Here is a 12345-nt window from a genome sequence, read left to right on the forward strand (position 1 = left end):
GGCGGAGCCGTAGCCGCTCAGGACTCCTGGGCCACGCCCGAGGCGAAGGAGGTGTCGCAGACGGGGCGCGAGTACGACTGCGCCTTGGCGGGGCCGTACTGCTCCACGGCGGCCCGGCCCAGGGCACGCGCGATCGACATGCAGTGCTGGGCGAGGGAGGGGCGTCGCTCCACCTCGCGCTGGAGGTGGGTGAGGGCGGTCCCGGGGTCCTTCTCCTGGAGTTCGACGAGGAGCGCGTCGCGCAGGAGGTCCTGCGGGGCCCGCGGCTTCGCGCGTACGGAGACGTCCTCGGAGGAGGCGGTCAGCAGCTGCGAGTCGCTGGTCCCGGCCCAGTTGACCCGGGTGACCGCGAGCGTCCCGGAGAGGACGAGGACGACGGGCAGGACGAGAGCTAGGGTGCGGCCGATTCGGCGGGCTGTGTGCGTCACGGAGGCGAGCGTAGCGGGGGGTAATGATTTGGCGACATTTAGTCACCCGGTCGGGGGATGGTTCGAGGCGGCGTTTCGAATCCCGTGTTGACGAACGCAGTTCGAAATGGCCGGTCTGCCGGGGTATTTGTCGACAGCCCCCCGGGGGCCCGGGAAACCTGCGCGAAAGGAAGAGCCCCGCACCCCGGTAGGTGGGTGCGGGGCCGGCTGACGTGCCGCCGTACGTCAGTCGCTGAGGCGCTCGCCGGTCGAGGTCGAGAAGACATGCGTCTCGCCGGGGCGCGGGACCACGTGGAGCTGGGTGCCCTTCTCCGGGACCGAGCGGCCGTTGACCCGGACCACGAGGTCCTTCTGCTCGCCGCCGACCTCGGCCGTGCCGTACACGTAACCGTCGGCGCCGAGCTCCTCCACCACGTTCACCGTGACCGCGAGGCCCGCCGGCTCGGCGTCGGAGTCCTTGGAGAGGGACTTCGCCACGCCGCCGCCCAGCTCCACGATGTCGAAGTGCTCGGGGCGGACGCCGACCGTCACCGTGCGGTCGCCCTTGTCGGCCGCGGCGGACAGCGCCTCGCGGCTCACCGGGACGACGCTGTTGCCGAACTTCACGCCGCCGTCGGTGATCGGGACCTCGACGAGGTTCATGGCGGGGGAGCCGATGAAGCCCGCGACGAAGAGGTTGGCCGGGCGGTCGTACATGTTGCGCGGCGAGTCGACCTGCTGGAGCAGCCCGTCCTTGAGGACCGCCACCCGGTCGCCCATGGTCATGGCCTCGACCTGGTCGTGGGTGACGTACACCGTGGTGATGCCGAGGCGTCGCTGGAGCGAGGCGATCTGCGTACGGGTGGAGACGCGGAGCTTGGCGTCCAGGTTGGAGAGCGGCTCGTCCATGAGGAAGACCTGCGGCTCGCGGACGATCGCGCGGCCCATCGCCACCCGCTGGCGCTGACCGCCGGAGAGGGCCTTGGGCTTGCGGTCCAGGTACTCGGTGAGGTCGAGGATCTTCGCCGCCTCCTCGACCTTCTTGCGGATCTCCGCCTTGTTGACCCCGGCGATCTTGAGCGCGAAGCCCATGTTGTCGGCGACGGTCATGTGCGGGTAGAGCGCGTAGTTCTGGAACACCATGGCGATGTCCCGGTCCTTCGGCGGGAGGTGGGTGACATCGCGGTCACCGATGCGGATGGCTCCGCCGTTGACGTCCTCCAGGCCCGCGAGCATCCGCAGGGAGGTGGACTTTCCGCAGCCCGAGGGGCCGACGAGGACGAGGAACTCGCCGTCCTCGATCTCGATCTCGAGCCCGTCGACCGCGGGCTTGGTGGAGCCCGGGTAGATCCGGGTCGCCTTGTCGAACGTGACAGTGGCCATGGGAGACCTGTCCCTTCACCGGCAGGAACGTGCCGGACGATCCGAGTAGAGGGAGAAGTGGTGTAGTCCACCTGGGTGGGCTGCACGAGACGCTACCCGGCGATGTCCGATCTGTCAGCAGGCGGGAGAGGGGAACTTCCTGGAGCCCCCGATCGTGCTCTGTGTAGAGTGAGGGAGCCCCCGCAGGCTGGGGGCGCCCTCGCGTGACGGGTGCCGAGCGCACGCGCTGCCGCCTTAGCTCAGTTGGCTAGAGCGCTTGACTTGTAATCTTGAGGTCGTCGGTTCGATTCCGACAGGCGGCTCCACCGAAACACCGCGTAACACCGTGTCCCGGACCTTCCTGGTCCGGGACAATTGTGTTTCCAGGGGTGCTTCGAGGGGTCCGAGAGGCGCTTCCTGCGGTGCGGGGTGTTTCACGGGGTGTGCGGTGTGTTCTACGGGGTGTGCGGGGAGAGGGGCCGGGGAGCCGTATGAGTCGTCGTTCCAGCGGGCTGGTCGGGGTGTGGGCCCAGGCGCAGCGGGAGCAGCAGCGTCAGCAGGAGGCCCAGCACCGGGCGGCCCTCCAGCAGCAGCGCCGGCGCGAGCAGCAGCAGCGGGAGTACGAGCGGGACGCCGCCCGGGTCCACCGTGAGCAGCAGGCGGCCTACCGGCAGAGCCGCGAGGCGGACGCCCGGCAGCGCACGCGCGAGCTGGACGCGCGCGTGGAGGAGCTGACCGGGCTGCTGGCGGCGGGGTGCGCGCAGCCCGCGTTCCGTACGGCGGCGATGACGCAGCCGGAGAGCGTGGAGCCGTTCTCGCCGGGGGCGCTGGGGCAGCCGGTGGCGATGCCCGATCCGGCGCGCTACCAGGCCCAGGGCGGCTGGCCCGGCGGCCGCCGCGCCCAGCAGGAGGCCCAGGCCGCCTACCAGCGCGACTGGGACGCGGCCCAGCTGGCCGAGACCGAACGCCGCCGCCGGCTCGCCGACTACCGGGAGCGGTACGAGTCCTGGGCGCGGACGCGGCTCGCGGAGGTCCGGGCCCACAACGCGGGCGTGGCCGACCTGGTGGCGGGTCTGCGGGCGGGCGAGCCGGAGGCGGTCGTCGAGTACTTCTCGGCGGCCTTGTACGCGGGCTCCGCGTGGCCCGAGGGCTTTCCCCGCCGGCTGTCCTGCGCGTACGACCGCGGCGCCCGGCAGCTGGTGCTCGACTGGGAGCTGCCCGCCTTCGACGTGGTCCCGGCGGCCAAGTCCGTACGGTACGTGGCCAGTACGGACGAGGAGCGCGAGTCCGCCCGCCCGGTCTCCCAGCGGCGCGCGCTGTACCGGGACGCGCTGGCGCAGAGCGTGCTGCTGGTGGTGCGGGACCTGTTCGCGGCGGACGAGTCCGGCGTACTGGAGTCGGTGGCGCTCAACGGCTTCGTGGACGACGTGGACCCGGCGACGGGCCGCCGGGCGGAGATCGTCCTGGCGGCGCTGATGGTGGACAGGGCCACGTTCCAGGGGCTGCGGCTGGCGCAGGTGAGCGCGGTGGACTGCCTGACGGAGGCGGTACGGGGCCAGTTGTCGGCCCGCCCCGACCAGCGGGCGGCGGTACGCCCGGTGCGCCGCCCCGACGAGGTGGGCACGGGCGTGATCACCCATGGCGCGAACGAGGCGCCGGAACCGGACCTGTTCGTCATGGACCCGATCGCATTCGAGTCCCTGGTGGCGGAGTTGTTCCGGGCACGGGGGATGGACGCGGTGACCACGCAGCGTTCCAACGACGGCGGCGTGGACGTGGAGGCGGTGGACCCCGACCCGATCAGCGGCGGCCGGATCATCGTCCAGGTCAAGCGCTACCGCAACACGGTGCCGCCGACGGCTGTCCGGGACCTGTACGGCACGGTCCAGGGCGCCGGCGCCAACAAGGGCGTCCTGGTGACGACCTCGGGCTTCGGCCCCGGCTCGTACGCCTTCGCCCAGGGCAAGCCGCTGACCCTGGTGTCCGGGGCGGAGCTGGTGGACCTGCTGCACGCGTGCGGGTTGCGGGGGCGGCTGGGGGAGCGGCCCGGGCGGGGCCCGGCGGGGACGCTGGTGGACGTGCCGGCGGGCCCACAGGGCGCGGGGGCGGACGCCGACTCCGGCGCCGACGCCGATTCGTCCCTGGACGCGGAGCTCGATGCGGACTTCAACGTCCTGGGGATGACCTGGACCGGGTCGGTCGTCCTGGACGTGTGCGCGCTGGTGTGCGCGGGGAGCCGGGTGCTGGACGACGACCACTTCGTGTTCTTCAACAACCGGGAGATACCCGGGGGTTCGGTACGGATGGTGCCGGGCGCACTGGGCGACCGCGCGGCGGTCCGAGTGGCGTTCGACGCCCTGCCGCCCCGTGCGGACCGCCTGGTCCTGGTGGCCTCCGTCGACCCCGAGGCGAACCCCTCCGCGGACCTCTCCGGCTTCACCGACGCGGGCATCCGCCTGCGCGACGCGGCGGGAACGGAACTGGACCGCCTGGAGGTCTCGGACGGCCGAGCCGGCGAAACGGCCCTGGTGCTGGGGTCGTTCCGGCGGCGGGCGGGGGGCGACTGGGACTTCGTGGTCGGGGGGAAGGGGTATCGGGGAGGGTTGGAGGAGCTGGTGGGGGACTTCGGGATCGAGGTGGAGTAGGCCCCCATGATTTGCCCGGACCTTGTCTGCGGCTGGGTGGTGGGCTGGTCGCGCAGTTCCCCGCGCCCCTTCTTGTGCCCGGACTTTGTCTGCGGGCCGGTGGTCGGTTGCTCGCGCAGTTCCCCGCGCCCCTAAAAGCCGGTGGCTGAGCAGGGTCCGAAGGCTGCGGCACCCGCCGACGCCCGCGGCCGAGCCAGCGTCTCCGGCTACGCCCGACCCCCTAAGGGGCGCGGGGAACTGCGCGACCAGCCACCCACTCACCCGCAGACAAACTCCGGGCCAGAACCCCCGCAGACAAAGGCCGGGCACAGACTCAGCGTCCCGCCACCCGGTCCGCCGCCACCGCGATCCGGTTCGTCGACGCCGCGTGCGTGGACAGCTCGCGGCGGTCCGCCTCGCGGTACGCCGCGTACATGCCCCGCACGCCCAGCCACCGCAACGGCTCCGGCTCCCAGCGGCGGACCTTGTGGTTCACCCAGGGCAGGGTGGTCAGGTCGGTGCGGCCGGACTGGACGCCGGAGTCCTGTTGGACCAGGTCGCGCAGGGTGCGGGCGGCCAGGTTCGCGGTGGCCACGCCCGAGCCGACGTAGCCGCCCGCCCAGCCCAGACCCGTGGAGCGGTCCAGTGTCACCGTGGCGCACCAGTCGCGCGGCACCCCCAGCACCCCCGACCAGGCGTGCGTCACCGCGACCCCGGCGAGCTGCGGGAAGAAGCGGATCAGGATGTCGCGCAGGGCCTCGATCGTCTCCGGCTGCGTACGTCCGTCGTTGTCGGTGCGCGAGCCGAAGCGGTACGGCACCCCGCGCCCGCCGAGCGCGATCCGGCCGTCGGCGGTGCGCTGCGCGTACATGTACGCGTGCGCCATGTCGCCCAGCGTCTCGCGGCCCTCCCAGCCGATCGTCTCCCACAGCGCGTCCGGCAGCGGCTCCGTGGCGATCATCGAGGAGTTCATCGGCAGCCAGGTGCGGCGCTGGCCCTTCAGCGACGCGGTGAAGCCCTCGGTGCAGCGCAGGACGTACGGCGCGCGGACCGTGCCGTACGGAGTGACCGCGTGCTTGGGGCGGATCTCGGTCACCGGGGTCGACTCGTGGACCCGTACGCCCAGCGCCTCCACCGCCGCCGCCAGGCCCTTGACCAGCTTGACGGGGTGGATACGGGCGCCGTGCGGGGTCCAGGCGGAGCCGACGGCCCCGGCCACCCGGATCCGCTCGGCGCTCTCCCGGGCCCCGAGCAGCAGCCGGTCCTTCTCCCCGAAGGCGAGCTCCGCCTCGTGGAAGGCCTTGAGGCGGCTCAACTGGGCGGGCGTGTAGGCGACTTCGAGCACGCCGCCCTGGTGGACGTCCGCGTCGATCGACTCCTCGGCGGCCACCCGGACGACCTCCGCAACCGTGTCGTTCATGGCCCGCTGGAGGCGTACGGCGGCCTCGTGCCCGTGCAGCTTCGCGTACCGGTCGCGGCCCGCGATGCCGTTGTAGAGCCAGCCGCCGTTGCGGCCGGAGGCGCCGTAGCCGCAGAAGCGGGCCTCCAGCACGGTGATGTTGAGGAAGGGGACGGCCTTCTTGAGGTAGTACGCCGTCCACAGCCCCGTGTAGCCGCCGCCCACGATGACGACGTCCGCCGTCGCGTCGCCGGTCAGGGGCTCGCGTGGGGTCGGGATGCCGTCCTGCGCGTACCAGAAGGAGATGCCGCCGTTGATCGTCCGCGTGCTCATGGGGCTTGTTGGTACACCGCCCGGTGGGGCCTGTCCAGAGGCGGAATCCGCAGCTACGGAATCCGCGCCGGGTGGCACGGGACCTTCGGCCCTGCCGGTGGGGACCTTCGGCGGCCCGGACCGCTCGGCAGGGCAATTAGCGTCACTATGGGCAGATTTGGTGGGGTAGCCAAGCTGCCAGCCACGCTGACATCTCGGGAGAGCTGACTCGTATGACGGGACGTACGTCCGCACGCAAGGTCCGCCGTATGGCGGTGGCGCTCGCGCTCGCCGGGGCGCTCGGCGTGCCGGTCGCCGCGTGCTCCTCGGGGACGGGGTCCAGCTCCTCCGAGCCGGTCGGCCTGGCCGTGAAGGCGGCGCCGCACGCCTCCACCCTCGCCAAGCTCCCCGCCAAGGCGGAAGGTGCGGAAATCGTCGTCGGCAGCCCGTCGGCCGCGCACACCGTGACCGTGTACGAGGATCCGCGCTGCCCGTACTGCGCCAAGTTCGAGGCGTCCGGCGCGGTGCCGCTCGCCGAGCTCGCCGCGCGGGGCAAGGTCAAGATCCGCTACACGCTCGCCTCCTTCCTCGACCGCAACCTCGGCGGCGGCGGTTCGGCCCGGGCGGCGGGCGCGCTGCGAGCCTCGGTGGACGCGGGCAGGTTCGCCGAGTACCACGCGGCGCTCTTCGCCAGCCAGCCCGAGGACGAGAGCAGCGACGGCTACACCGCCGACAACCTGCTGAGGATCGCGGACAAGGTGCCGGGCCTGCGCGGTGCCGCCTTCGACAAGGCGGTGCGCGAGAACACGTACAAGGGCTGGGTCGCCTCCGCCGAGAAGGCCTTCGAGGGCTCCGGGGTGAACTCCAGCCCGACCGTCCTGATCGACGGCAAGCGCCCGGCGGGCGACGGCTCGGCCATCCTCGACGCGGACGCCTTCGCCGAGGTGCTCAAGGACGCCGGTATCTCCTGACGGCCGTCACCGGATTCCACGGCTCGCCCCGCCCCCGTACGAGCGGAAAGCAGGCGAGCCCGACCAGGACGGACGTGAAGTGGCCCAGGTCCGTGAAGGTGCGGCCGGTCAGGAGCGGGGTCCCGTACAGGACGAGGACGCAGACGAGGTACACGTACCGCCAGGGCGCCGCGATCCGGTAGGTCAGGACTGCGACGACGCCCGCGAGGGCGTAACTCACGCCGACATCGAGGGTGTTGACGGCCGACGGCGGGGCGATGTCGTGGTGCACCGCCCACAGCAGCGCGCCCTCGCTGAAGTAGGTGGCGAGGACGTGTGCGAGGACGACGACCGCGAACCAGCGGAGGGTGCCGAGCCAGCGTTCGGCCTGCGCGTGGAAGACGGAGTACAGGACGGCGTACGGCAGCCAGTGGCCGCCGTCGATCCACAGGGCGCTGGTGATCAGGACCCGGACCGGGTTGGTCGACAGCTCGTGGATGTTGGTGGAGCGCTGCCGCAGGAAGTCCTCCTCGAACTCCGGCGACATGTGGTGCAGGGCGATGGTGGTGACGAACAGGACCGCCAGCCAGAGGTACGTGCCGGGGGCGCTGCGGACGTACCGGCGTACCTGGGCGAACGGCCGGGACACGGACCTCCGGGAGAAAAACCGCATGAGGTGATTGACCCATGTGCGTAGGGTCGGTGGGGTGATCGACATTCCGGACGAGCTGATCGCCACGCAGACCCGCTTCCACGGGCCGGCGGGCCGCGCCTTCATCGAGGAGCTGCCCGGCCGGGCGGCCGAGTTCCTGGACCGGTGGGGGCTGCGGCTCGACGGGCCCTCGATGTACGGCATGTGCGCGCTGGTGCTTCCCGTCACGGCCGAGGACGGCACCCCGGCGGTCCTCAAGCTCCAGCTGCTGGACGAGGAGAGCGTGGGCGAGCCGGTCGCGCTGCGGGCGTGGGACGGCGAGGGCGCGGTGCGGCTGCTGCGGCACGACGCGGAGACCGGCACGATGCTGCTCGAACGGCTGGACTCCGCCCGCCTGTTGACGTCGGTGACGGACTCGCGGGAGGCGGTGCTGGTGATCGGGGGCCTGCTGTCCCGCCTCACCGCCGTACCGGCGCCGCCGGAGCTGCGCCGTCTGGGAGACGTGGCCGCGGCGATGCTCGACGACACCCCGGACGCGGTCCGCACCCTCACCGACCCGTCTGAGCGCCGCCTCCTGCTGGACTGCGCGGCGGCGGTCCGCGAGGTCGCAGGCGAGCCCGGCGACCGGCTCCTGCACTGGGACCTCCACTACGAGAACGTGGTCGCCGCCGACCGCGAGCCCTGGCTGGCCATCGACCCCACCCCGCTGGCCGGCGACCCCGCCTTCGAACTCCTCCCGGCCCTCGACAACCGCTACGACCCGGCGGAGCTGCGCTGGCGCTTCGACGCGCTGACCGAGGTCATGGGCCTGGACCGGGCCCGGGCGCGCGCCTGGACCCTGGGCCGTGTGCTCCAGAACTGCCTCTGGGAGATCGAGGACGGGGAGCCGCTGGAGGCGGAACAGGTGGAGGTGGGCCGGGCGGTACGGGCCTGGGCGCTCTAGGTCCTTCCCGCCCCCGTCCCGGGGAGCGGAACACCCACGACCGGTACGCCCCCCGCCCGGTTACCCTGCGGCCATGATTCGTACCGCGACGCCCGAAGACGTCCCCGTCATCCACGCCATGGTCCGCGAGCTGGCCGAGTACGAGAAGTGCCTGGACGAGGCGCTGGCGACGCGGGAGCAGCTGCACGAGGCCCTGTTCGGCGAGCACCCGGCGGCGTACGCGCACATCGCCGAGACCGACACCGGCGAACCGGCGGGCTTCGCGCTCTGGTTCCTCAACTTCTCGACGTGGCGCGGGGTGCACGGCATCTACCTGGAGGACCTGTACGTACGCCCCGAATACCGGGGCGGCGGCCACGGCAAGGCCCTCCTGACGGAACTGGCCCGCATCTGCGTGAGCCGTGGCTATGGGCGCCTGGAGTGGGCGGTCCTGAACTGGAACGCGCCGTCGATCGCGTTCTATGAGTCGCTGGGGGCTCGGCCGCAGGATGAGTGGACGGTTTACCGGTTGGCGGATGCCGCACTGCGGGAGTTGGGCACCGACGGCTGACCCTCACCGGCGGCACCGCCCCGGCCCAGGGCGTCGAGGATCCGCTGCGCGTCCCTTACGCGCAGGGTGCCGAGCTCCACGTGACCGCGCCCGGCACTGGTGACCAAGGGCCGCACGCGCGCTGCCGCGCACTCGGCGATCCCCTCGCGGGCGAGGGCCGTGCGCAGCAGCGCGGCAACGTGTTCGGCCTCGGCCAATGTGCTCTTGTACTGCTCCATGGAGATCATGTGCGCCCTCTCGCGTGGTCCGGATGACGTCCACGCTAGGGAGGCGGCAGTGCCGTATCCAAGGAAGTTCCACGGAGTTCTACGCGGATCACCTCAGCGCGTCCACGGCTGAGGTGATCAATGCGCGGGCGTCGGCCCCGTAGACGGCCAGTCGGGAGAATTCGCCGAACGCCTTGAGGTACTGGCGGATCTCGGCTGGTGAGGTGATGTTCACCCGGGCCGTGAGGAGTTCCGCCTCCGCCTGTTCCTCGTCGTAGACCGTGAACGTCTCGATCATCCACATGCGGCGCTCGGCCGAGAACGGGATCACGCCGAGGGAGACGGAGGGAAACGCCATCGCGGCCAGCAGATAGCCCAGTTGCCCCGCCATCGTCTCGGGGGTGCCGACGCGATGGCGCAGCACCGACTCCTCCAGCACCAGGGCGAAGCGGTGGGAGCCCTCCCGGACCACGTGCGCCGACCGGTCCAGACGCGCCTCGACGGCCTCGTCGACATCGTCGGGGGCCTCGTGGAACCGGCTGATGGAACGCATCAACGCCGTCGCGTAGGCGTGGGTTTGGAGCACACCGGGAACGACGTTGCAGCAGTACGTACGGAACACCCGAGTCCGCTCGTACAGCGGGATGTACCACTCCTGGAGTCGACGCAGCCCCGTTCGCTGGACCCGCCGCCACTCCACGTACATGTTGTCCGCGGAGCGGGCGGCGGCGATCAGATCGACCGCTTGGTCCTCCGCCGCGCAAGCCCGGCACCAGGCGCGGATGTCGTCGTCGGAGGGCGGGGTGACCGCGTTTTCCAGGCGGGAGACCTTCGATGGATACCAGCCCGTACTGGTCGCCACCTGGCGCCCTTTGAGCCCTGCGTCGCGGCGGATCTCCCGCAGGCGGTCGGCTACGAGCTTGCGGGCGTCCTCGACGCTGGACGGGGCGGGCGCGGGCATGTGCTGATCAGTCCGTCAGGTCGGTCGGTCAGATCCGGTAGTCGCCGTGCGGTGTCGCGCGTTCCCATACGGCCTCGAAGGCGGTCGCACAGAGCTTCGCGGCCTCGGCCCGTTCGTCGAGCTCCGCCCCGGCCGAAGCGCCGGTTCCGGTGAAGTGGTTCCACATGACGACGTGCCCGTCGAACAGCCAGAAGTCGTTGCCGGGAAGAGCGATGTCCGACGCCCTACGCCGGGGAAGCCAGCGGACCGACTCCCCCGCCGCCACGTTCTGGTACGTGCATCCGTACTCGTACGCGATGTACTCGCTCACCGGCTCCGAGACGATACGTGCGCGGCGGAATGCCACGCCGCGTGCGGTCGCATCCCGCACCCAGGTGTGGAAGTCGTTCCACCAGGTACCGGGATCCGGGTCCGGCCGCCATCCGGCGCGCCAGGCCTCGAACTCCGCTGCCTCCTCGCCGATCCCGTAGCCGTCCCGCATCTCCAGGTGGACGGCGGAATGGCGGGTGTGCGCGAGCAGATCAACGAATGCCAAGTCGTTCTGCGACATCGCACGCCTCCCTCAACGCGGGCACCATACGGATGGGCACCCGCACCACCGCTTCCGTCTCCGGGAGCGAACCCGTCTCGCGGCACCGTGTCAGGAGCGCTTCCCCGGCCTTCCAGCCCTGAACCACGATCTCTTCCGCTTCGTCGTCCACCCACGTCGTCGGGCACTGGGTTCCGTTGGTGTTCGGGTCTTTGGCGATGAACCGTAGCGCCATGACTGCCCTCCATGCTGTGCCGGTTCCACGATGTTCTACGAACATCGCGAGCGCCATGGCACGCGTCAAGGGCGCACGGGTGTAAGGCGGTTGGCGCGCCGTGCCGGGCGGGCCCGCCCGGGCCGTCAGGGAACCAGCACCACCTTCCCCATCGTCCCCCGCGTCTCCAGCGCCCGGTGCGCGGCCGCCGCCTCCGCCAGGGGGAAGCGCTGTACGGACGGCCGCAGCCGGCCCGCCGCGGCCTCCGCCAGGGCGCGGGTCTCCAGTGTGCGGAGCGGGTCGGGGCCGGGGGCCCGGGACAGCATGGCCGGGCCCAGGACGTTCTCCGACGTGATCGCGCGCTCCCTCACGTACTCCTCCGTGAACGCCAGCGGCTCCCCGTCGTGCAGCCCCTCCCCCGACCAGCCGAACACGAGGTGCCGGCCGCCCGGCTCCAGGAGGTCGACCGCCGTGCGGCCGGTCGCGCCGCCGACCGAGTCGAAGAGGACCGTGGCGCGGCGGTCGCCGCCGAGGAACTCCCGTACGGTGGCGGCCCAGTCGGGGCGCAGGTAGTCGACGGCCAGGTCCGCGCCGTTCGCACGGACGCGGGCCGTCTTGGCCGGGCCCCCGGCGAGGCCCACCACCCTCCCGCCGGCGTTCTTCACGTACTGCACCAGCAGCGTCCCGATCCCGCCGGCGGCCGCGGGGACCAGGGCCACCGTGTCGGGGCCGATGTCGGTGAACTGGAGGATGCCCATCGTCGTACGGCCGGTGCCGATCATCGCGACCGCCTCGGCCGGGTCGAGGGACGCCGGGATCTCGTGGAGGCGAGCGGCGTCCGCGACCGCGAGTTCGGCGTAACCTCCGGGGGCCATGCCCAGGTGGGTGACGACCCGCTTGCCGAGCCAGCCGTCGTCGGTGCCCTCGCCGACCGCGTCGACCGTGCCCGCGACCTCGCGACCGGGGACCGTGGGCAGCACGGCCCTGGCCGGGTACGGGCCCGTCATGCCCTCGCGCAGGGCCGTGTCGAGCAGATGCACGCCGGCCGCCGCGACCGCGATCCGCACCTGCCCGGGACCGGGCACGGGGTCCTCGGTCTCCTCGTACGTGAGGTTCTCGGCCGGGCCGAAGGCGTGGAGGCGAATGGCGTGCATGGCGGTGCTCCCTGCGGACGCGGGTGATCGGAAGGGCTGGACGCCGCCACTCTCCGACCTGAAGTCCGCTTGAGGTCAAGCG

Annotated in this window: 13 protein-coding genes and 1 tRNA gene; 5 read left to right on the plus strand and 9 right to left on the minus strand. The window is 71.9% G+C overall.

Annotation, left to right across the window (positions count from 1 at the left end; genetic code table 11):
- Positions 1–17: 17 nt before the first annotated feature.
- Together ABD236_RS32985 and ABD236_RS32990 are read right to left on the minus strand one after the other, a co-directional pair.
- Complete coding sequence (locus ABD236_RS32985) at positions 18–428, minus strand: hypothetical protein (protein ID WP_344080689.1); 411 nt, start codon at positions 426–428, stop codon at positions 18–20.
- A gap of 225 nt (positions 429–653) precedes the next feature.
- On the minus strand, positions 654–1790 hold the full coding sequence (locus ABD236_RS32990) for an ABC transporter ATP-binding protein (RefSeq protein ID WP_344080692.1): 1137 nt from the start codon (positions 1788–1790) through the stop codon (positions 654–656).
- 228 nt (positions 1791–2018) lie between these two features.
- On the opposite strand from ABD236_RS32990, the gene ABD236_RS32995 reads away from it, so the two are divergent.
- Both ABD236_RS32995 and ABD236_RS33000 read left to right on the plus strand, forming a co-directional pair.
- Positions 2019–2095: transfer RNA gene (locus ABD236_RS32995), tRNA-Thr, on the plus strand.
- A gap of 165 nt (positions 2096–2260) precedes the next feature.
- Positions 2261–4414 carry a restriction endonuclease gene (locus tag ABD236_RS33000; protein WP_344080695.1) on the plus strand — a complete coding sequence of 718 codons (2154 nt, stop codon included), beginning with the start codon at positions 2261–2263 and terminating at the stop codon, positions 4412–4414.
- Between the two features lie 313 nt (positions 4415–4727).
- Here ABD236_RS33000 and ABD236_RS33005 read toward each other — a convergent pair whose 3' ends face one another.
- On the minus strand, positions 4728–6125 hold the full coding sequence (locus ABD236_RS33005; protein ID WP_344080697.1) for an NAD(P)/FAD-dependent oxidoreductase: 1398 nt from the start codon (positions 6123–6125) through the stop codon (positions 4728–4730).
- A gap of 212 nt (positions 6126–6337) precedes the next feature.
- On the opposite strand from ABD236_RS33005, the gene ABD236_RS33010 reads away from it, so the two are divergent.
- Positions 6338–7075 (plus strand): DsbA family protein, encoded by a 738-nt coding sequence (locus ABD236_RS33010; RefSeq protein WP_344080700.1) that lies wholly within the window; start codon positions 6338–6340, stop codon positions 7073–7075.
- Here the strand turns inward: ABD236_RS33010 and ABD236_RS33015 are convergent.
- Positions 7053–7727, minus strand: a complete 675-nt coding sequence (locus tag ABD236_RS33015; RefSeq protein ID WP_344080702.1) for a rhomboid-like protein — start codon at positions 7725–7727, stop codon at positions 7053–7055. The genes ABD236_RS33010 and ABD236_RS33015 overlap by 23 nt on opposite strands.
- 34 nt (positions 7728–7761) lie before the next feature.
- Between ABD236_RS33015 and ABD236_RS33020 the strand changes: the two genes are divergently transcribed.
- Together ABD236_RS33020 and ABD236_RS33025 are read left to right on the plus strand one after the other, a co-directional pair.
- Positions 7762–8649 (plus strand): aminoglycoside phosphotransferase family protein, encoded by an 888-nt coding sequence (locus ABD236_RS33020; RefSeq protein ID WP_344080705.1) that lies wholly within the window; start codon positions 7762–7764, stop codon positions 8647–8649.
- Between the two features lie 73 nt (positions 8650–8722).
- Entirely contained in the window at positions 8723–9199 is a 477-nt protein-coding gene (locus tag ABD236_RS33025; RefSeq protein WP_344080708.1) for a GNAT family N-acetyltransferase, read from the plus strand.
- Here the strand turns inward: ABD236_RS33025 and ABD236_RS33030 are convergent.
- The 5 genes from ABD236_RS33030 to ABD236_RS33050 form a co-directional block, all read right to left on the minus strand.
- The gene (locus ABD236_RS33030) at positions 9151–9426 is read right to left on the minus strand and encodes a hypothetical protein (protein ID WP_344080711.1); all 276 of its coding nucleotides are present in this window, start codon (positions 9424–9426) and stop codon (positions 9151–9153) included. The two genes, ABD236_RS33025 and ABD236_RS33030, sit on opposite strands and share 49 nt — an antisense overlap.
- A gap of 88 nt (positions 9427–9514) precedes the next feature.
- The gene (locus ABD236_RS33035) at positions 9515–10366 is read right to left on the minus strand and encodes a helix-turn-helix domain-containing protein (protein ID WP_344080714.1); all 852 of its coding nucleotides are present in this window, start codon (positions 10364–10366) and stop codon (positions 9515–9517) included.
- Positions 10367–10394: 28 nt separating this feature from the next.
- Complete coding sequence (locus ABD236_RS33040) at positions 10395–10916, minus strand: DUF6879 family protein (protein WP_344080717.1); 522 nt, start codon at positions 10914–10916, stop codon at positions 10395–10397.
- On the minus strand, positions 10888–11130 hold the full coding sequence (locus ABD236_RS33045; RefSeq protein ID WP_344080720.1) for a hypothetical protein: 243 nt from the start codon (positions 11128–11130) through the stop codon (positions 10888–10890). Before ABD236_RS33045 ends, ABD236_RS33040 begins: the two co-directional genes overlap by 29 nt.
- A gap of 125 nt (positions 11131–11255) precedes the next feature.
- Positions 11256–12263: a zinc-binding dehydrogenase gene (locus tag ABD236_RS33050; protein ID WP_344080723.1), complete on the minus strand. Its 1008-nt coding sequence runs from the start codon at positions 12261–12263 to the stop codon at positions 11256–11258.
- Positions 12264–12345: the final 82 nt, after the last annotated feature.

This window comes from Streptomyces crystallinus (assembly GCF_039521265.1).
Lineage (GTDB): Bacteria > Actinomycetota > Actinomycetes > Streptomycetales > Streptomycetaceae > Streptomyces > Streptomyces crystallinus.